The organism is Paucilactobacillus salsurae, assembly GCF_054784995.1.
The window spans coordinates 205,848-226,366 of sequence record NZ_BAAHWX010000003.1 but is presented as its reverse complement, the minus strand read 5'-3'; the positions used below and the strand labels follow the sequence as shown (position 1 = coordinate 226,366).

15 protein-coding genes, 1 pseudogene and 2 riboswitches are annotated in these 20,519 nt (G+C 38.4%); of the genes and pseudogenes, 6 read left to right on the top strand and 10 right to left on the bottom strand.

The window, feature by feature from the left end; all coding sequences use genetic code 11:
• Positions 1–17: 17 nt before the first annotated feature.
• On the bottom strand, positions 18–1,409 hold the full coding sequence (locus tag ACYVQZ_RS04675) for a class II fumarate hydratase (protein WP_461240239.1): 1,392 nt from the start codon (positions 1,407–1,409) through the stop codon (positions 18–20).
• A 130-nt stretch (positions 1,410–1,539) separates the two neighbouring features.
• Here ACYVQZ_RS04675 and greA point away from each other — a divergent pair, with 130 nt between their 5' ends.
• The 4 genes from greA (at position 1,540) to ACYVQZ_RS04655 (ending at position 4,326) form a co-directional block, all read left to right on the top strand.
• Positions 1,540–2,004: a transcription elongation factor GreA gene (greA, locus tag ACYVQZ_RS04670; RefSeq protein ID WP_461240238.1), complete on the top strand. Its 465-nt coding sequence runs from the start codon at positions 1,540–1,542 to the stop codon at positions 2,002–2,004.
• A 41-nt stretch (positions 2,005–2,045) separates the two neighbouring features.
• A riboswitch (TPP riboswitch) is annotated at positions 2,046–2,138 on the top strand.
• 55 nt (positions 2,139–2,193) lie between these two features.
• A complete protein-coding gene (gene tenA / locus ACYVQZ_RS04665; RefSeq protein ID WP_461240237.1) occupies positions 2,194–2,853 on the top strand; it encodes a thiaminase II in 660 nt (219 codons plus the stop codon).
• 109 nt (positions 2,854–2,962) lie between these two features.
• Positions 2,963–3,457, top strand: coding sequence for an ECF transporter S component (locus tag ACYVQZ_RS04660; RefSeq protein WP_461240236.1), 495 nt, complete (start codon positions 2,963–2,965; stop codon positions 3,455–3,457).
• A 23-nt stretch (positions 3,458–3,480) separates the two neighbouring features.
• Positions 3,481–4,326, top strand: coding sequence for a bifunctional hydroxymethylpyrimidine kinase/phosphomethylpyrimidine kinase (locus ACYVQZ_RS04655; RefSeq protein ID WP_461240235.1), 846 nt, complete (start codon positions 3,481–3,483; stop codon positions 4,324–4,326).
• Between the two features lie 4 nt (positions 4,327–4,330).
• On the opposite strand, the gene ACYVQZ_RS04650 is transcribed toward ACYVQZ_RS04655, so the two are convergent.
• The gene (locus ACYVQZ_RS04650; protein ID WP_461240234.1) at positions 4,331–4,840 is read right to left on the bottom strand and encodes an O-acetyl-ADP-ribose deacetylase; all 510 of its coding nucleotides are present in this window, start codon (positions 4,838–4,840) and stop codon (positions 4,331–4,333) included.
• 113 nt (positions 4,841–4,953) lie between these two features.
• Positions 4,954–5,052: riboswitch (purine riboswitch) on the top strand.
• Positions 5,053–5,151: 99 nt separating this feature from the next.
• Between ACYVQZ_RS04650 and ACYVQZ_RS04645 the strand changes: the two genes are divergently transcribed.
• On the top strand, positions 5,152–6,483 hold the full coding sequence (locus ACYVQZ_RS04645) for a nucleobase:cation symporter-2 family protein (RefSeq protein WP_461240292.1): 1,332 nt from the start codon (positions 5,152–5,154) through the stop codon (positions 6,481–6,483).
• A 47-nt stretch (positions 6,484–6,530) separates the two neighbouring features.
• Here the strand turns inward: ACYVQZ_RS04645 and potE are convergent, their stop codons facing one another.
• The 3 genes from potE to ACYVQZ_RS04630 form a co-directional block, all read right to left on the bottom strand.
• Complete coding sequence (gene potE / locus ACYVQZ_RS04640) at positions 6,531–7,844, bottom strand: putrescine-ornithine antiporter (protein WP_461240233.1); 1,314 nt, start codon at positions 7,842–7,844, stop codon at positions 6,531–6,533.
• Between the two features lie 26 nt (positions 7,845–7,870).
• On the bottom strand, positions 7,871–10,030 hold the full coding sequence (speC, locus tag ACYVQZ_RS04635) for an ornithine decarboxylase (protein WP_461240232.1): 2,160 nt from the start codon (positions 10,028–10,030) through the stop codon (positions 7,871–7,873).
• A gap of 257 nt (positions 10,031–10,287) precedes the next feature.
• Positions 10,288–11,472, bottom strand: a complete 1,185-nt coding sequence (locus ACYVQZ_RS04630) for an MFS transporter (RefSeq protein WP_461240231.1) — start codon at positions 11,470–11,472, stop codon at positions 10,288–10,290.
• Positions 11,473–11,589: 117 nt separating this feature from the next.
• Between ACYVQZ_RS04630 and ACYVQZ_RS04625 the strand changes: the two genes are divergently transcribed.
• Positions 11,590–12,297: a demethylmenaquinone methyltransferase gene (locus ACYVQZ_RS04625; RefSeq protein ID WP_461240230.1), complete on the top strand. Its 708-nt coding sequence runs from the start codon at positions 11,590–11,592 to the stop codon at positions 12,295–12,297.
• A 34-nt stretch (positions 12,298–12,331) separates the two neighbouring features.
• On the opposite strand, the gene ACYVQZ_RS04620 is transcribed toward ACYVQZ_RS04625, so the two are convergent.
• The 5 genes and pseudogenes from ACYVQZ_RS04620 to ACYVQZ_RS04600 form a co-directional block, all read right to left on the bottom strand.
• On the bottom strand, positions 12,332–14,236 hold the full coding sequence (locus ACYVQZ_RS04620) for a M13 family metallopeptidase (RefSeq protein ID WP_461240229.1): 1,905 nt from the start codon (positions 14,234–14,236) through the stop codon (positions 12,332–12,334).
• 129 nt (positions 14,237–14,365) lie between these two features.
• On the bottom strand, positions 14,366–15,082 hold the full coding sequence (locus ACYVQZ_RS04615; protein WP_461240228.1) for an aspartate/glutamate racemase family protein: 717 nt from the start codon (positions 15,080–15,082) through the stop codon (positions 14,366–14,368).
• Positions 15,083–15,151: 69 nt separating this feature from the next.
• Positions 15,152–16,924: pseudogene (gene aspS / locus ACYVQZ_RS04610) on the bottom strand (aspartate--tRNA ligase).
• 119 nt (positions 16,925–17,043) lie between these two features.
• On the bottom strand, positions 17,044–18,687 hold the full coding sequence (locus tag ACYVQZ_RS04605; protein ID WP_461240227.1) for an aspartate-alanine antiporter-like transporter: 1,644 nt from the start codon (positions 18,685–18,687) through the stop codon (positions 17,044–17,046).
• 19 nt (positions 18,688–18,706) lie between these two features.
• Complete coding sequence (locus tag ACYVQZ_RS04600; RefSeq protein WP_461240226.1) at positions 18,707–20,356, bottom strand: bifunctional aspartate transaminase/aspartate 4-decarboxylase; 1,650 nt, start codon at positions 20,354–20,356, stop codon at positions 18,707–18,709.
• Between the last annotated feature and the right edge of the window lie 163 nt (positions 20,357–20,519).

The window sequence follows — 20,519 nt, the reverse complement described above, 5'->3', positions numbered from 1 at the left end:
TTCATCGTCTCCATTTTCTAATCGTCATGACGGTCAACATTGGTCATTTTGAGCGGATCGACCCACTCGTCAAATTGCTGCTCGGTGACTTTACCAGATTGAATTGCCGCTTTTCTCAGTGTTAAATGTTCTTTTTGAGCAAATTGGGCAATTTTTGCGCTATCATGATAGCCGATATGTGGTGATAATGCGGTCACAGTCATGAGTGATTGATCTACTAATTGTTGCATCCGTTCTTCATTCACCGTTAACCCAGCAATCATCAAGTCACTAAAGCCTTGCATCGTGCCGTTCAACAATTCAGCAGATTCTAAAAATGTACTGATTAAAACAGGTTTATAAACGTTCATTTCAAAATTACCTTGGCTGGCCGCAATCGAGATGGTGACATCGTTACCCATCACCCGTGCAGCGGCCATCGTAATGGCTTCCGCTTGGGTCGGGTTAACCTTGCCAGGCATAATTGAAGAGCCCGGTTCATTTGCAGGTAATTGTAATTCGCCATACCCCGATCTTGGTCCGCTACCCAAGAAACGCACGTCATTCGCGATTTTCATTAGGTCATTAGCCAACGTTTTCATGGCCCCATGCACGGCACTCAATGCAGAATGATGGGCTAAGCCATAATATTTATTCGATTCAGCAGTAAATTGAATTCCATAAATTTGACTCATTTGTTGCGCAATCTCTTCGGCAAAACCAGGTGCGGCATTTAACCCGGTCCCGACAGCTGTGCCACCAATTGCTAATTCATTTAATGAAGGAGCCAATGACTCAAGAAATATTAAATCATGTTCAAGCGCACTTTGCCAACCGCTAATTTCTTGGCCAAACGTAATTGGTGTCGCATCTTGCAAATGCGTACGGCCAATTTTAACTGTGTGCCAGTAGGCTTTTCTTTTTTCTTCCAACTGATCAATTAAATGTTGCACAGCGGCTGTCATTTTTTGAACTGTTAACGCAGCAGTGATATTCATCGCGGTTGGAAAAATATCATTTGAACTCTGACCATGATTTACGTCATCGTTAGGCAAAATTTCAAGATTTGGATTTATTCGAGCTGCAACATGAGCGACAACTTCATTCACATTCATGTTAGTCTGCGTACCGGAGCCAGTTTGATAAACTACGAGTGGAAAATCTTTTCTGAGTTGGTCGTCATCTAACTTGAGCAGTTGGTCAATTGCTGCAATGATGAGTGTTGCTTTATCCTCTGCAATTCCGTGAGCATCCTGATTAGCTTTGGCTGCAGCTTTTTTCAACTGTAGCAACACACGAATAATGGCTAATGGCATCTTTTCACCGGTGGTAAAATTATGCCGGCTTCGTTCAGTCTGCGCACCCCATTGTGCATCTGCTGGAATTTTAACGTCACCCAATGTATCTGATTCAATCCGATAATCTTGCATGCTCTTCCTCCAAATTAATTTTGTTTAAGCTTGGTAATATTTTACAACATCACTATCCAAATAAAACATTTATTTCATTTCTATTATAAAACAGACAATCTGCTCTATAATCAAAGTGGAGGAATTTTATATGGAACCCTACTTCAACAAAATGACCCAAACCGGCTATGACGAAATTGAAACAGAAATCGAACAATTAAAACAAGATCGGCCGGCTAAAATTCAAGCATTACAAGCTGCCAGAGCACTTGGTGATCTGTCTGAAAATGCAGAGTATAGTTCTGCTAAACGTGATTTGCGCCGATTGGAAGGTCGACTTCGTTTTTTAAATAAGCAATTACAATATGCCCAGGTGGTCGCACCAACAACAGGTAATACAGTCGAAATTGGTTCCGTGGTCACACTGGAATTTCTTGATGACCACGATCAAGTAACCTACACGGTTGTAGGTAAGCAAGAAGCCAATATTCAAAAGCAAAAAATTTCGTTTGACTCTCCTTTAGGCAGCGTTATTGTGCATCAAAAATCAGGTACCATTGTGACTGTCACTGCACCAAATGGCAGTTATCAAGTTAAAATTCTAGCGATCAATTGACAAAAACCTATTTTTTTCATATCGTAAAGATAATTAAACATCTCGCAAGTCTGGGGTGCTCATATTCGAGCTGAGAAATACCCATTGAACCTGATACAGCTAATACTGTCGAAGGAAGACATCAAAGCACCTCACTTGCCTAGACTAGTGAGGTGTTTTATTATCAAAATTTTGTCGAGGAGTAATCATATGTTTGTAGATCAATTACACGAAGATGCCAAACCAATTTGGCAAAAAAGTTTTGACCATCCTTTTATTCAAGAACTTGTTGCCGGAACACTACCAAAGGAAATTTACCGTTTCTATTTGAAACAAGATCGTTACTATCTTGAACAATTTGGTAAATTTCATTTAGAAATTGCTCATCATATTGATGATCCCAAGGCAATCAAAGTTTTAAAAGAAGGTGCATTGGGTCTTGAGGATGGCGAAATTGATATTCGCGAATCGATGTTTAACCAACTGCACATCACTGACGATGAAATTCAAAATACTCCAATCGCACCTACTGCATATAATTATGTGACCCACATGCATTATGAACTAATGTCTGGTTCGGTTGGTCGAGCAATTGCAGCCTTGCTACCATGCTATTGGTTGTATAATGAAATTGGCAAAAAATTAGCTGGACAACATTCACCTGTGAAAATTTACCAACAATTTTTAGACAGTTATGCAAGCGATGGGTTCACCGATGGTACCACGAATATGATTAATCTATTGAAAAAGTACAGTCAAAATGCGCCACAAGCTGAACTTGATTTAATGAAACGCGCTTTTTTGAAAAGTAGTACTTACGAATTAGCTTTTTGGCAAATGGCCTATACCTTGGAACATTGGCCATTTTAACCAAAAAAACAATAAAAGATCACTAAATTAACTATTATTTTCACAAGCTCTGTTGTACACTGAAAACAGTTGTTGCATTGCAGTTTATTTGAATTAGGGAGATGCTATTATGCAATCAAATCAATCAGTTAAACGAATTATTATTCCAGCCATGTTAGTGGCAGTTACCGTGGTTATTGCCCGCTTCTTTATCATTCCTGTTCCTATGACACACGGTAACATCAACCTTTGTGATGCTGGTATTTTTATCGCTGCAATTATGTATGGTAAACGTGATGGCTTAATTGTCGGTGGCCTAAGTGGCTTTTTACTCGATTTAATTTCCGGCTACTCACAATATATGTTCTTTTCACTAATCGTTCATGGTGCAGAAGGATTTATTGTTGGTTTACTAGGTTACCAAAAAGATCGTAAAACTCAAGTTATTGCTTTATTGGTTGGTAGTCTTGTGATGGTCGCCGGTTACTTTCTTAGCGATACACTCCTCTACTCGTTAACTCCCGGACTAATTGGTATCCCAACCAATTTAATTCAAGCAGTTGTTGGTGCCGCTATTGGCTTGCCAATCGCTGTTAAATTACGTAAAGCACTGAAAATTGCTTAATCTTGTGAAAGTGAGTTCTAACAATGGAATCCACCCCAAAAACAACCTTAATTGCTGAAGACCTATCGGCTGTTGGTAATCTTTCAATGAGCGTGGCATTACCAATTTTGACGGCATTTAATCAGCAACTAATTACCTTGCCCACAGCCTTATTGTCAACACAAACAGAAACTTTCGGTCAACCTGTTAAAGCCCATTTAAATAACTGGTTGCCTGAAGCAGTTAACCACTTTAAAGAACAAAATATTCAGTTTGACAGTGCACTAATTGGTTACCTTGGTAGTGATCAAATTTGTGAGTTAATAGATAGCGCTTTGACGAACCGCACCAATTTGATTATTTTCGATCCTGCTATGGGTGATGATAACGAGCTTTATCCTGGTTTACCTACTGATTATCCTGAAAAAATGCGTCACTTACTTTCTAAGGCCGATGTGACAGTTCCTAACATTACTGAAGCACAATTTTTAACTGAAACCGCTGTTGATACCTATCCGAGAAAACAACAAAAATTAAAGTTATTAACTCAATTAGAGACCCGCATGCGGCCAGGTGGTCGAGCTGTCATTACTGACGTGTGGGTAGATAATTTAATTGGTTGCGCTTGGCTTGAAAACGGACAAGTTACTTATTATGGTCGTGAAAAGTTAAAGGGTCATTTCTTTGGTAGTGGTGATGTTTTCGCCGCTTTACTAACAGGATTTATGGAAACACAATCTGATTTCAGCACTGCCATTCGATTAGCGACTGATTACACATACAGTGCTTTAAAAGATACTGAAAATTCAGCGATACCACGTAATTTCGGTATGCAAATTGGACCTTTGTTAGGTCGAATCACTGCCTATACACACAAAACGACTAGCTAATTAGCTAGTCGTTTTTAGTTGCTGTTTCATAAGCCGCAAATGTCCGGTCATCAAAACAGACCATCGTGACGGTTTGCACGACATTGTCAGTTTTTAAAAAATTGTGAATTGTCGTGACCGCAATTTGAGCTGCTTGATCTAATGGAAAGCGGTAGATACCAGTACTAATCGATGGAAATGCCACAGTTTGGCAGTCGTTATCATGTGCGAGTTGCAAACTGTTAGCATATGAATTGTGTAATAACTGGGCTTCATCATGACTTCCACCAGTCCAAACGGGACCAGGTGTATGAATGACAAATTTCGCCGGCAGTTTAAATCCCGGTGTAATTTTGGCTTCTCCAGTCGGACAACCATGTAATTTGCGGCATGCTGCTAACAACTCGGGACCCGCTGCTTGATGGATTGCACCGTCCACACCACCGCCACCAAGTAATGTGGTGTTAGCTGCATTGACGATCGCATCGACGTCCATTTTAGTAATATCACCTTTAATGACATGTAATTGGGCCATTATTTCCATCTCCTATCAAGCTAATCATAACATATCAATTTGAAAACGAATTCATGAAAAAACTTGCTGTCTGGGGGTTGTTATCTTGAATTGTTGATGTTAGTATTTTGTTACAAAATCAAATAGCAATTGCCTATATAATGTCGTAATATGGTCGACGAGTTTCTACCCAGAACCGTAAATTCTGGACTATAAGCAAATTGAGCGCTTATTAGTGGACTCTTTTTGCCTGTGTGCAAAAAGAGTCTTTTTTAGCTCAATCTACTTGGTAGCATTTGGCAGATTGCACCTAGGAGGATCTTTTGAAAGCGATGAGTTCTGTTTCAACAGCTGTTCGTCCACAGTCTTCAACCGGTGAGGTGTCAACATGGAAAGCCATGATTTTAGGTTTTCAACATCTCTTAGCCATGTACTCTGGTGATGTGTTAGTGCCTTTGTTAATTGGGGGGGCGCTTCACTTTAACGCCGCACAAATGACCTATCTTGTTTCGATGGACATCTTTATGTGTGGCATTGCAACTTTGCTTCAACTGAAACGCACAGCGTTAACAGGAATTGGGTTACCGGTAGTTCTAGGATGCGCAGTACAAGCTGTTGCACCTTTATCTTCTATCGGTGGTACCCAGGGAATTACCTACATGTACGGTGCGATTATTGCGGCTGGTATTTTTGTTTTCCTAATTGCTGGTCTCTTTTCCAAAATTAAGCACCTTTTTCCACCCGTTGTTACAGGCTCATTAATTACCGTGATTGGGTTTACACTCGTACCCGTTGGTTTTCAAAATCTGGGTGGCGGTGATGTGGCCGCCAAGTCATTTGGATCAATTTCTTCATTAGAAGTCGGATTAATCACGATTGTCATTATTATTGCGATTAATGCTTTTGCTAAAGGTTTCATCCGCTCCATTGCCATTTTAATCGGTATCTTGGCTGGTTCATTTATTGCTGGTGCTTTTGGCTTAGTTTCTTTAAAGTCAGTGGGTCAAGCCAACTGGTTCCACCTGCCACAACTTTTTTACTTTGGTGTTCCTGCTTTTAAATTTTCTTCTATTATAACGATGTGTTTAGTTACCCTAACGACAATGATTGAATCGACAGGCGTTTTCTTTGCACTAAGCGAAGTGACTGGCCAAAAGATTTCAAGTGACGACTTGAAACGTGGTTACCGCGCAGAAGGAATTGCTGCTGTCCTTGGTGGCCTCTTCAATACCTTTCCCTACTCAACGTTTTCACAAAACGTGGGAGTGCTGAAATTATCCGGGGTTAAAACACGCAAGCCAATTTACTTTGCTGCTGTTTTCTTAATGATTCTCGGTTTACTTCCTAAAGTTGGTGCACTTGCTACTGTTATTCCAAGTTCTGTTCTTGGCGGTGCCATGATTGTGATGTTTGGAATGGTCGGTGTGCAGGGTATGCAAATTTTGCACAAAGTTGATTTTTCTAAAAATAGTAATTTATTAGTTGCTTCTATTTCAATCGGACTTGGCTTAGGCGTCACCGTCTATCCTCAAATTTTCCAACACTTACCTGAAGCATGGCAGTTAATGCTCAGTAATGGTGTGGTTGTTGGTAGTGTCAGTGCTGTTGTTTTAAATCTTGTTTTAAATCACAATTCTCTTAAAGCTCGACAAGTTGAATCATAAGTAAAAGCGTGAATCAAAACGATTCACGCTTTTTATATTCGTTTACTTTATAACTTCTTTTTCACATCAAATCGTTTCGAAATGAAACCGTATAAAATCCAACCTGCGAAAGTTACGATGGATCCACCAACGAGCGCACTGGAGCCAGCTGTATAAACTGCATAAAGACTGTAAACTCCAGCAACTAGTGCCACAACAATCGTTGTTTTTTGCCCCTTAGTAGGAATGTTTTCTTGAATCATCATCGTTTGTAATGATGCCATTGATAGTAAGTATGGAATGACATTTGTTACCACTGCTAAATTAACCAAGATGGTAAATTGTTCCGATAACGATGGGCTGATTGTCATTAGCGAAAGTAGTGATTGTAACACTGTAATAATTAGCATTCCCACTAATGGCGTACCATTGCCAATCGTCTTATTGAAGACTTTAGGAAAATAACCTTCCTGTGCTGACGATCGAAAAACTTCAGCAATTGTGAACTGCCAGCCCAGTAAGGAACCAAAACACGACATAACCATTAGTGCCATAACAATGCTCCCAATTACTGGTGTAAACATCATACTAAACGCTAGTCCGAATGGTGCGTTTGAATGTAACAAGTCTTGATTAGGAACAATGCCGGCCATTACATTAGTCGACAAAATGTACATGATAGCAGCCCCAATGGTTCCACCAAGAACCGCAATCGGAACATTTTTCTTTGGGTTCTCAACTGAATCCATGTTGGCTGACGCTGATTCAAGCCCTAAAAACGCCCATAAGGTAATCGAAATTGATTTACCAATTCCTTTTAAGAAGCCGAAATGATAAGGATTCCAAGCGTTCACGTAGCGCGTGTCACTGAACCAGAACCAACCGATCACCGAAATGGCAATCACTGGGATAATAACACCCCATACGGTAATCGAACTGATCTTTCCGGTGATGCTCGCACCACCAAAATTCAAAACAGTCGCTAACCAGAGGGTAAAGATTGTCCATAGTGCGGTTTCAAGTGGATCTAATTTCGTATTTAACAAAACAGAGGCATACCCAACTGCCGATATGGCAATTGCGGCGTTAGCAATCACTAACGATACACCGTAGGTATAATTAGCTAAGAAGGCTCCGGCTTTACCGAATGAGTATTCAGCATAACCACCCATTCCGCCACCATTGGTAGTATACATGCCAGCCCTTGAAAACGCGTAGGCAAGTGTCATTGCGCCAACCGCCGTTACCAACCAGGACAAAATAGACATCGTCCCAACCTGTGCCAGGTTAGTCGGTAACATAATAATACCGGATCCCATCATATTAATGGCAGTAATGATGGTTAGCTGAACAACACTCATTTTCTTTTTTTCTTCAGCCATAGTCCTACTCCTTTATGAGTCATATTTTATGTTTCATTAGTGACGTACCCATAAGCATTGATATGATCATTTTCTTCTTTGAAGTAGACGCCTTGTATTTCAGGAGCGAATCCAGGAAACTTGTTAATACCATCTTCTAAAATTGTGAAGTAAGTTTGTGCGTTTTCGTTCCATTTTTCGCCCGGAACAACACAGAAAATTCCTGGTGGATATGGAAGTGCCCCTTCAACGGCAGTGCGTCCGACAATCTCGGCTAGTTTGACTAACTCAACATTATTTTTTAACATTTCAACATTTGCATCGAACGGTGACAGTGCTTGTTCTGGTAAATATTCACTTCTAAAAAGTTTCTTTTGATAATCTTTAGTATCCACTTCTTTGTAAAAGTCATGCAGTTCTTGGCACAGTTGACGAATAGTATATCCATCATAACGTTCCTTATTTGCTTCATAAAGGCTCGGCAAAACTTCTTGAAGTGGTGCATCCTGTTCAACTAAATGTTCAAATTTAACCAGTTGTGTCACTAAATTATTCATTTTTGCAGGTGTTTCTGCAGGAGTCATCAAGAACAAGATAGAATTTAAATCATTTTTCTCCGGAATAATTCCATGCTCACGCAGATAATTGGCTAGGATGGTAGCTGGAATACCAAATGGTTCATATTCATCTGTCTCTGGATTAATTCCCGGAGTCGTTAGCATAAATTTATTTGGATCAACAAAGTACTGATTATCACTATAACCAGCAAAGCCGTGCCATTTGGCATCTTTTTCAAAGCGCCAATAATCAATGTTGGTCGCAATTTCTTCAGTGTCCGCGTCTGCCCATTTCTTGCCATTGACAACTGGTGGCACAAACGGCTTAATCAGTTCACAATTTTTCATAATACTCTTTCGCGCGTTTACTGTAGTCACAATGCAGTCATGCCATAGTTTTTCGCCGGCTGGGCCCTCTTGCATTTTTGCGTTAACATCTAGCGAAGCAAACATTGGATAAAATGGAGATGTGGACGCAAATTTTAAATAAGCGTTGTTGAACCGTTTATGATCAATATAACGTTTTTGGCCTTTAATGTGTTTATCTTTTTTATGAATTTGCGACGCCTGCGAAAAGCCAGCTTGTTGTTTGTGCACAGATTGAACAACCAGAACACCAGGGTCTTTCGGTCCCAGTTCAATTTTAAGTGGTGAGCAATCATTCATCATCGGAATAAACTGTTCATATCCTACCCAAGCTGAATCAAATAAAATATAGTCGCATAGATGACCAATCTTATCAATAATTTGTTTAGCATTGGCAATTGTCCCGTCATATGTTCCCAATTGGATGATTGCCAACCGAAACGGACGTTCCTGCTGTGCGCGTTCAGGATCAAGCTCTGCTGCTTGCTTTCTTAAATAATCCTCGTCAAACGCTTTATCATAAACGCCACCAATAAATCCGTAAGAGTCGCGTGAAGTTTCCATGTAAACCGGACGACCACCGTCCATCACAAGTGCACTATTATAGGCTGACTTATGATTATTACGGTCAAACAAGACTAAATCGCCCGGAGCAATAGCTGCAGTGATCGCAATATTATTTGAAGTTGTCGACCCATTCATGACAAAGTATGTTTTGTCTGCATTATAGATCCGAGCAGCGTTTTTTTCCGCTTGCATCGCGGGACCTTCATGAATTAACAAATCACCAAGGGCCACATCGGCATTGCAAATATCAGCACGAAAAGTGTTTTCGCCAATAAAGTCATAAAATGCACGTCCGGCTGGATGTTTTCGATAATATTGACCACCCTGATGACCTGGGCAGTCAAATTGTAAGTTACCACGGCCAACATAATCTTTTAAGGCATCAAAAAAAGGGGGCAAGACCTTTTTTTCATATTGATCAGCGGCTGCTTCAATTTCACGATTATATAATTCGTGATCAAATTGATTACTAGCATCTAAAATGTGATAAATCATTTTCATGGTGGCACCGTCAATCGAATTACTATCGCTAGTAATCACAAAAATTGGAATGCCAAAGCTAGTCTCAGCGACTTGGTTAATTAATTCAATGTCCTCATCTAACACGATTGCGGCAGCAACATCTGTAAAATCAGTTTCCTCAATATCTACGGTCGGACGGTGGGTTTCAAAAAATAAACTCGCATCTTGCGTTGTGGCAATTTTCATTGTACTCATCGTGATACCTCCTGAATTTTGTGTAATCGCTTACACCCAGGATAATAAACAATTCACAATGTTTGTACAAGCAATATGGTTGAATTCTAATTCAACGTTCATAATTATTTTGCCAATACAGCCCGATTAACCTGCAACCACTGATATAGCACTAAAATTAGTTACCCATATTCACAACTTAACAAATTTTAATCGAGGTTATTAATATTTTTATTTATGTGATCTCATTCACTTAATACTTATTATTACAATAGCTACTAATTATCTTGAAATAGCTGCACTTGATTTTTGGTTTTGGTAATAATAAATAGATACCAAATAAATAAAATCCCGTTTGCAAAAATACAAATCAAAAATAGTGTTCTATAGCTCACAACTTCAATGATAAAACCACCAAACAGTGGGCCGAATGCTCTACCAAGCGAAGAAAATGAGTTAACATATCCTTGATATTTACCTTTTTGACTCGGAACAGTCAATTGATTAACGTAGGCTGGGATGGCTGGAACAATTAATGCCTCCCCCATTGTTAAGACAATCATCGCAATGACAAACCAATAATATTGGTTTGCAAAAAGTAAAAAAATAAAGGAAACCGACAAGAAAAATGTGCCACAGTAAATTTGTAAATTCAGTGTATTAAAGAAACGACCTAAATAGCCAACTCCCAATTGAAATAGAACAATTAAAAACCCATTGAGTGTCCACAATAAACTGTAACTTTCGGTGGAAATACCAAATTTTTGCATGTAAATGGATAAGTTACTCATCCACTGTTCGTACATAACCCAGATGATGATTAATCCTAGTAAAAAAGAAAAAATGATTGTTAAATTCACACCCGGCATTTTGGTACCATTGTTAGTTGGTTCAGTGGCCTTGTTTGTTGCCTTGTTCACATTGATGCCACGAAAATGCAGCCAGGTAATCACTAAACTAATCATGTACAAAACAGTAATGATACCAAATAAAATTCCAATGCCAAACTTATAGATAAATCCAGTAATGGCGGTTCCTAATACCAAGCCAACATTTTCAACCAAATACAATAAATTAAACACCTTATTACTCGAATATTTGCGGACCTTAGTTCCTAAAGAATTGATCACAGTCAAAATCCAACCTGTTCCGAACCCAAAAAAACATAACAAGATTGGATATGCCGGCCACCCATTTTGAAAAGTTAACAGCAAGACTGTTAGAAGTGTGATGATTTGACCGAATAATTTAAGATGAAACGTGTTTTGCCGATCAAATAAAATTCCGGCTAAGTAACTTCCTAAAACATTGGCTAATGAATAAAACAATAGTACAATTCCTACAAAGATTAGCGATTCATGTAATTCGTTATGCATGTAAATCGTGGTTAATGGCCAAACACAACTGTAACCAACACTATTGAAAAAAGCTAACACACATAACCATTTTAATTTAATTTGCAAAATATCCCGCCTATTTTTATAAATCTCTTTCAACAACCTCAATTGTCGAGTATTCTTGTAGTTAAGTCAATCAATGTGAGAAACATCTCATATTTAAATTTATTGGGGGTTTTCTTCATGTCAAAAGCGACGCAAGTTCATCATCTTTTCCAAACTATTGCTGGCAATTATGATCAAATGAATAATATTATTAGCCTAGGTACGCATCAATCTTGGCGAACCAAGGCCACAAGTTTTATGAATTTAAGGCCCAATTATCATGTTTTAGACTTATGCTGTGGAACTGGTGATTGGACGATTAAACTCGGGCAATCACTTGGCCAGCGCGGTAGTGTCACTGGCCTAGATTTCAGCGAAAACATGCTACAAATTGCCCATGAAAAAATAGCACAGCATGATTTCAAATCATCCGTGAGACTGATACAAGGCGATGCCATGCATTTGCCGTTTGCAGATAATCGATTCGATGCTGTCACCATCGGTTTTGGGTTACGTAATGTCAGCGACCGGATGCAAACATTAAATGAAATTTATCGCGTTTTGAAACCAGGCGGTCAACTAACCTGTCTGGAAACCTCGCAGCCGACTACTCCAGTGATTCGTCAAGGTTGGGAGTTATACTTTGGTCACTTAGTTCCGTTGCTTGGCAAAGTATTAGTTGATGAAGAATCTGAATATACCTATTTGACACAGTCAACCAATACCTTTGTCACGCCACGCCAATTAGCCAGCATGTTTCACAAAGCCGGTTTTAAGGATGTTAGTTACCGAAAACTACTATTTGGTTCAGCAACAATTCATATTGGGACAAAAAAAGAGAGCTGATTTTGAAAAAAATTCAAAATCGCTCCTTTTTTTATTACCAAATATTAACACGCTTGTTTGGGGCCAAGTACATTTTGTCGCCTTTATGGATATTGAAGGTTTCAAAAAAGTCGGCAAAGTTTTGTGCTTGCACATTTGCTCTTAATTTAGCTGGAGCATGTACGTCGATCGACAATAACAATTGCATGTATTGTGTCGTGGCCTTCATGCGCCAAATCGTGGCCCAGTTAATAAAGAAATCATGCACATTAACGTCATCCTCAGATTTGGCCGCTTCAAGGGCACAGCTTAAACCGCCCGCATCAGCAATATTTTCTGACACCGTCAATTTACCATTAACAGTTTGACCAGCAAACTCAATCCCATCAAATTCATTAATCATTTTTTGCGCTAATTGTTTAAAGTGTGCTGAATCTTCATCTGACCACCAGTTATTTAAGTTACCATATTCGTCAAATAAAGCACCGTTGTTATCAAATGCGTGTGAAATTTCATGAGCAATGACGGCACCAATGCCACCATAATTTTGACTGCTGCTTTGTTTGAGACTATAAAATGGTGCTTGCAAAATAGCTGCTGGGAACACAATGATATTTTTAAATGGATGATAGTATGCGTTGACGGTTGCAGCGCTCATTTCCCACCGATTACGATCAACGGGTTGGTTCCATTTACTAAACATGTCTTTTGAAGCAATGGTGGTAAAATTAATTTCATTTTCTAAGAGTGTCTTGTTTTGATCCACGTGAAACTTTTGATAGAGTGGATCAATTTTATCTGGATAACCCACTTGAATACCTAATTTACTTAATTTCAAAATGGCTTTATCCCGTGTTGCTTGACCTAACCAATCATTATTGGCCAGCCTATTTTGATACACTTTAATCATTTTTTCGACCATTTGGTGGACATCTGCTTTGGCCTGTTCTCCAAAATATTTGCGCCCGTAGTAGTCACCGACGACTTGGCCAAAATTACCCATGGCTAGGTAGTAAGCAAACTTTTTATGTTTCATTGGCTTTTTACTTCCCGACATTGCCCGGCTGTATTCACCGCCAATTTCGCGTAATTCATCAGTCAACAAGCTTGTCATGCCACGAACTGTTTGAACGAGGAGCCAATCTTTGAATGCTGCGAAATGATCAGTTGTGAGAATGTCATCTAAAGCATCGTAAAATTTTGGTTCCATGACAATAATTTTGGTTGGTGTGTGGCCGATTAATGCTTGGATGGTTTCATCTAACTTCAGCACTGAACTATGGTCAACAAAGTCGTTGAAGTTCTGTGGATTATACATTTTACTGTAATCAGCAGACTCTTCTGCGCTTTTAACATGTGGTACCAATAGTTGATCAAACTTGATGGCGCCTTCGACTTTTGCTTGCGCTTCAGCTTGATCATAGCCAACTTTCGTTAAAATCTTAGTCATCATATCGCTGTAAACTTTTAAAAGCGCTGGTCCACTTTGATTGTCTTTTTCATAATATGTCTTATCAGGCAAAATCAGTTTAGGCGCACCAGCAAATAGCGCGTTGACTGTTGCATTTTTCATGTCTGCATCAATATCAAAAGCGACCGGTGATGGCCGTCCTTGCAATGTCCAATCTGCCATGTGTTGTTGATAATCAGTAAATGATTGGAGCTGTTCAATTTCTTCAATGATTGGTTGTAACGGTTGTGCTTGTTCTTTTTCACGGCGATCAAAGTCTTGGGCCAATTCATAATAGTTAATAAATTCTTGCATCATTGAGTTAGCTGGTTTTTGTTTGCCTGCACTCATTTCATCGGCATCGTGCATCATTTGTTTATCAATATCATCGACTAAATCATTAAATCCACCAGTTGCTGGTTTATCGTCGGGAATTTTAGCTTCTTTAATCCACTCACCATTCACGGCTTCATATAGATCATCTTTAATTAGTTGTTCATCAATAGCCATTACATATCCTCCGTTATCTGTTTAGTAAATTATTATAGCTGTTTTAAAAATAATTAGATATTATCTTGCATAAAAAAAGAAGAAAGTTGACTTTTTTACTCAACTTTCTTCTATTATATTATGATTACATTAAACAAGTTGTTTACGTAGAGCCAAAGCACGCTCAATCGTCTTGTCCACCAAAATTGATTGGGCATCTGCGACTGGATAATCATGATCTGGTGCTTGTTCTTGTGCAAGTGATAGTTCTGTACACCCCAAAACAACGATGTCACAATGTTGTTCTTCAATCATTCTTTGTAATAGTGAATGATAGCGATCAGGATCAACTGTTCCTTTTTGCTTGATATCTTTGAAAATGAGATCTTCAGTATCTGCAATAATTTGATCAGTTGGTTTGACCAGTTCGTAACCATTTTTTTCAATAAAGTGATTATATAAACCAATCTTAATTGTTCCTGGTGTTCCTAGAATACCAACCCGCTTTGCATTTGGGCTCAACGTTTTGATCTCTTCAACAGCTAATTTGGGCATATGCAAAATTGGAATATCTGTTTCAGCTTGCATTTGATCATAGAAATAATGTGCTGAATTACATGTCAAAACAAAGAATTCTGGATTCAATGAACTTTGTTGTTTAACATCTTCCACAAGTTCTGGTAATGGATTTTCTGCAGTATGGTCCAAGATATAGGTCGAACGATCTGGGATTGTTGCGTGGTTAACAACGATATAGTCCAAGTAATCTTGATCTTTGGTGGTTGGCGTTCGCTGATTTAACAAACGAACATAGCTTTCTGTTGCTAAAGATCCCATTCCGCCAAATACGGTAAAGAAATTGCGCATATTATCAACAACCTTTCTGTTCTATTAAAAGATATCAAAATAATCAATTAATTTCACTAAAATTGTTTATTATTTTTCGTGCGGCAAGACACTTAATCCTAGCTCCATTAATTGTTGATCCGAAACTTCAGCAGGTGCATCCGTCATTGGTTCTGTTGCTCTCGAGTTTTTAGGAAAAGCAATAACATCTCGAATGTTTTCGCGTTGTGCCAATAACATCGCAAAACGGTCCAACCCAATTGCAATTCCACCATGAGGTGGGAAGCCCATTTCTAGCGCATTAATCAAAAAGCCAAACGCTTGTTGAGCTCGTTCTTTCGTAAATCCGAGTGCTTTTAACATTTTTTCTTGTACTTCTTTAGTGTGGATTCGAATTGATCCTCCACCAATTTCATAACCATTTAAAACAATATCATAACTTTGTGCGTGAGCTTTGTGCGGATCTTCGCCTTCATTCAGATAATGTAAATCCTCTTCGTTTGGCATTGTAAATGGATGATGCGCTGCAATCCAACGATGAATTCCTTCATCATATTCAAACAGTGGCCAATTGACCACCCAAAGATAGGCAAACTGTGATTCATCAATCATATCCAATTCTTTGGCAATTGATTTACGTAAATAGCCTAGTGTGTCTGAAACAATCTTAAAACTGTCTGCAGCAAACAAAATCAAATCTCCAACTTTGGCATCCATTTTTTCACAAATTGCATCTTGGTAATCTGTTAAAAACTTACCGACAGGTCCAGAGAAACCATCGTCTGTCACTTTAACCCATGCTAATCCTTTTGCACCATATCGTTCAATATATTGTGCCTTTTGATCAAGATCTTTGCGTTAATAGCGCTCAGCACCATTGGGAACACAAATCGCCTTAACATAGCCTCCATTACTTAACGCATTCGCAAAAACTTTAAAATCACTTTCTTTAACCACTTCGGATAAATCTTTGAGCTCCATACCAAATCGAATATCCGGTTTATCTGACCCAAAGCGATCCATTGCTTCTTGCCACTCAATACGTGGTAGTGGTGTTTTAATTTCAATTCCTAAAACATCATGCATCACTTGTTTCAATAATCCTTCAGTTTCAGTTTGGATTTCTTCTGCTGTTAAGAAACTGGTTTCTACATCAATTTGTGTAAATTCAGGTTGACGATCACCACGTAAATCTTCATCACGAAAACAACGGGCAATTTGGTAATAGCGATCAAAACCCGACCCCATCAATAATTGTTTAAACAATTGTGGGGATTGTGGTAATGCATAAAAATGGCCCGGATAAACTCGTGAGGGCACTAAGTAATCCCTAGCACCTTCAGGAGTTGATGCAGTCAAATCAGGTGTCTCAATATCATAAAAGCCATGATTATCAAAATATTTATGAGTGGCTTGTTTGATTTGACTTCGAATTTTGATACTTCGTTGCATTTCAGGGCGACGAAGATCTAAATAGCGATACTTAAGTTTTAATTCTTCAGAAACATTAATACCATCTTCAATATAAAACGGCGGTGTCTTTGCTGTTGCTAACAAATTAGCTTTGTGAACTTCAACTTCGATTTCACCAGTTTTCATATTCGGATTAATTTCATTTTCTGCACGTTTTTTAACGATTCCTTCAATTTCAATTACATATTCATTTCGTAAATCATCCGCAACCGCCCATGCATTTTCGCTAAATTCTTGACTAAATACTAATTGGACAATTCCTTCACGATCTCGTAAATCAATAAAAATTAAGCCACCAAGATCTCGACGTTTTTGAACCCATCCTTTTAAAACAACGGTTTCATCCGTCAATTTCACGTCAACTAATCCAGCATAATTTGTTCTTTTCATAGTTTCCCGACTCCATTTACATGATTTTTTTCAATAGTAAAAGTAATTAGTACCTCTTCAATCAGTATTAGCAAGTATTTGCATTGACATCGTTCATTAACTAACTACTTTAAATTTCTTTAACTTAATAAGACTAAGAAAATTGGTCCTAATAGTGTTAAAACAACATTCCCAATAACGTACGCTGGTGCAACAGTCGCAGCATAGTAAGGACCACCAATTTCACCCGACCGTTCGGTAATTGCATTTAGTCCAGCTGATAAGGTATCAGCACCGGTTAACGATCCAATTAGTGCAATTGGTTCCATGTGGAGAACCCACTTACCAAATAGTAAGGCAATAATGTGTGGCACAATCGAAATGATAGCACCAATTAAGAAAACACTGATTCCTAGTGACTTGAAGGCGCTGGTAAACGTACGAGCAGCATTTAAACCAACGGTGACAATGAATAAGTTCAATCCAATACTCTGGAAGAACATTGAGACACTATCTGGGATTGATTCCAATGATTGATAACGGTTAACCCAAATACTTAAGGCCAAGCCCATCAACAAACTAGCAGTCCCATCACCTAATTGAAGTGGAATACCATTAACTTTCGTTCCAGCGATTCCAAGCAACGCACTAACCCCAATTCCGAAACAGAATAGCGCATAATTAATTGCGTTACGTTCAGCACGCCATGAACCCATTTTGTTCAATGTATCTTTTAAGTCACTGGTTTCGCCAGTTAAACCGATAATATCACCGGCTTTTAAATCATCTGGCTTTTGTTCGTTACCATCTTTAGGACTAAAGAAGTTAACGAAAACGTGATTATCATTTAAAGTTTTAAGTTGCGTTTTGTCAAAATGTTTACCTAAAACAAACATTTTTTCTTTGAACTTCGACTTTGGATTCACAACTTCAGAAACATCTTCGCCATTAACCGCTTTTGAAACAGCATCAACATAACCGACCAAAGTAATCTGGTCACCGGGTTGTAATTCATAATCTGTAGCTGTAACCACTTCACCATCATGATAGGTATCCAAAACGATGACACCATAACCAATTGACTTACGTAAAACAGGAAGTGTCCAGCCGATAAAACGTGATTCACTCAAAATTGAGAAAGTACGAATCCGTGTCCGACTTGGTAATGCAGTATGAAAATCCATTTTTAAAGCAGTTTCAGTTGCTTGCTTTTTAATATCGATATGCAAAATTTTTGGTGCGATGTCTCGTAAGAAAATCAAAACACCGATCGTTCCAAAAACATAGGTCAAAGCATAAACAATTGGCACTTGTGCCGAATACGTTGCTTTAACAGCTGCACTCACAGGTAATTTTTGGATCGTATCTAAAGAACTTCCAATAACGGCAGATTGTGTCAAAGAACCTGCGATGGTACCTGCAGCAATTCCAGGTCCAACTTTAAAGATCTTAAAGCACGCCCATGCAACAAGAAACGCAGCAAGCAGGTAAACAAAACTTGAAATAACAATCTTTTTACCAAACTTTTTCATACTTGATACAAATGAAGGTCCAACACGATAACCAACTGCAAACATGAAGGCATCGAAGAAGATAGCACCTAACACTTTGTCTCGTGAAAATGCACCAATTTGACCAATTATCAGTGACACAATTAAAACACCAACAGTGGCACCTAAATTAAATGAACCAAATTTGATTTTCCCTAATAAGTATCCTAACGCTAGACAAATAAAAATTGAAAACACGGGTGTGTTAACCATAAAACTTGCAATTGTACTCATAATAACTACTTCCTACTAATTAATTTTTTTGATATTCAAGATAATATTCATCAATTAAGGTCTTCATGCAATCGGCCAAGTCGCGGTAGTCACTTGAAGTCAAGTTAGCTAATGAAATTCTTACGTATCCTTTACGAGCGCCAAATCCTGATGCATCCATGACAACAGCACCAAATTCTTTAGCAAGACGGTATGGGAAACTTAAGTATGAATATTGTGAGCGGAAGTATTCAGCAAAGTCAGCTCCGTGAATTTTTTCCACTAAATCATAAATATTAACTAGTGTGTAGTACTTAGTATTCGCGTGTGAATTATCGACATTAACACCGATTTCATCCCAGAGTGCGTGGTAACGATAGTTAACTAGCTTCTTAGAACTCAATAAGTAATCGTCAACGTTATCTCCGGCGATTAAACTTGTTAATGCAAATAAATCCATCATGATTTGTTGTGGTGTTGAAAGGCCTGATGTGTGATAGAGTCCAATTGCACGACTATCAGCGACAGTTCGGTCAATAAACTTCATTTTTTCTGGTTCTGGCACAACCATTGAGTAACGATCATTAAATTCTTTTTTAACTTCTGCATCTGCAGCAGTCATTTCTTGAAGCATCTTGTCACAAACATTATCTTTGTGCGCAGCAATTAAACCTAAACGATGACCAGTGGCACCATATAGCTTAGAAAATGAGTAAACTAACAATGTGTTGTGTGGAATTGCAGCATAAACTGATTGATATTCATCAGCAAATGTTCCATAAACGTCATCAGTAACTACGATTAAGTTTGGATTTGCTTCAACAATTTCTTTGAAATGATCTAAAGTGTGTGGGCTGTAAGCACGAGCAGATGGGTTAGTCGGATTAACATCAAAGAATGCTTTAATTCGTGTGTCCTTTAACATATCCATTTGTTCGTCAGTCATTTGCCAGTTGTCATCTTCATCAGCTGCCAACTTAACAATCTTCAAATTGTATTCACTTAATTCAGGAATTTGTAGATAAGGTGTGAAAATTGGTGAATTAATGGCAATCGTATCGCCTGGTTTTAAGATGTGTGATTGACTCAATTCTTGGAATAAATAAACCATTGCTGCTGTTCCACCTTCAGTTGGGAACACATCGGTTTGATCTGCCAAATCAACATCTTTAAACAAATTCTTTTGCAAATACTGTTGTAGAATTAATTCTGTATATTTTAACGAACGTGATGGTACTGGATAGTTATTACCGATAACACCGTTTAATAATTCGGCTACAAACTCATCTTTGTCAAAACCGAGTGTATTAACACAATAATTAAGTGAGGACGACAAAAATTGGTCAACTGTATCCGTGTCAGATAATGTGGCCATCAATCGATCAGCAACACCATCGCTTTCAATAAAGCCCGCCATGACACCATCGTCACGCTCAAATGTATTGCCTGATTCCTTAATTCCAAAATTAATTAATTTGCTGTAAGCAGCACGAGACAATGTGTTAATCCAGTTTGGATTTCCACGTCCAGCATTAATAACTCGATTATTACGAATATTTTTTGCTGCGTATTTTAAGAAAATAGCAGAAACTTCAAAGTTTGACAGTTTGGTGAATTTACTTAGTTCTGAGTCGTCTATTTTTTCAAATGTATCTAAATCGACAGTTGTCGATACGTCTTTAACAGTCATAATTAATAACCTCATTCCATTAATTTTCGCCTAAAAATGAATAATCAGTTCAAATTTAATAGCGTAAAAAAATTTATTATTTTCTACTGGCCGGTAGACATGGAAAAAACGATACAAGTTTGCGGGGCTTGGTAACCGTTTTCATCCTTCTTTGTTATAACAC

Bases quoted from the DNA above. Each gene is read 5' to 3' on its own strand.
- ACYVQZ_RS04650 (WP_461240234.1), bottom strand. From the start codon at position 4,840: ATGGCCCAATTACATGTCATTAAAGGTGATATTACTAAAATGGACGTC.
- ACYVQZ_RS04655 (WP_461240235.1), top strand. From the start codon at position 3,481: ATGGAATCCACCCCAAAAACAACCTTAATTGCTGAAGACCTATCGGCT.
- potE (WP_461240233.1), bottom strand. From the start codon at position 7,844: ATGGCTGAAGAAAAAAAGAAAATGAGTGTTGTTCAGCTAACCATCATT.
- ACYVQZ_RS04675 (WP_461240239.1), bottom strand. From the start codon at position 1,409: ATGCAAGATTATCGGATTGAATCAGATACATTGGGTGACGTTAAAATT.
- ACYVQZ_RS04605 (WP_461240227.1), bottom strand. From the start codon at position 18,687: ATGAGTACAATTGCAAGTTTTATGGTTAACACACCCGTGTTTTCAATT.
- ACYVQZ_RS04660 (WP_461240236.1), top strand. From the start codon at position 2,963: ATGCAATCAAATCAATCAGTTAAACGAATTATTATTCCAGCCATGTTA.
- tenA (WP_461240237.1), top strand. From the start codon at position 2,194: ATGTTTGTAGATCAATTACACGAAGATGCCAAACCAATTTGGCAAAAA.
- greA (WP_461240238.1), top strand. From the start codon at position 1,540: ATGGAACCCTACTTCAACAAAATGACCCAAACCGGCTATGACGAAATT.
- ACYVQZ_RS04615 (WP_461240228.1), bottom strand. From the start codon at position 15,082: ATGCGCAATTTCTTTACCGTATTTGGCGGAATGGGATCTTTAGCAACA.
- ACYVQZ_RS04645 (WP_461240292.1), top strand. From the start codon at position 5,152: ATGAGTTCTGTTTCAACAGCTGTTCGTCCACAGTCTTCAACCGGTGAG.
- ACYVQZ_RS04620 (WP_461240229.1), bottom strand. From the start codon at position 14,236: ATGGCTATTGATGAACAACTAATTAAAGATGATCTATATGAAGCCGTG.
- ACYVQZ_RS04600 (WP_461240226.1), bottom strand. From the start codon at position 20,356: ATGACTGTTAAAGACGTATCGACAACTGTCGATTTAGATACATTTGAA.
- ACYVQZ_RS04625 (WP_461240230.1), top strand. From the start codon at position 11,590: ATGTCAAAAGCGACGCAAGTTCATCATCTTTTCCAAACTATTGCTGGC.
- speC (WP_461240232.1), bottom strand. From the start codon at position 10,030: ATGAGTACAATGAAAATTGCCACAACGCAAGATGCGAGTTTATTTTTT.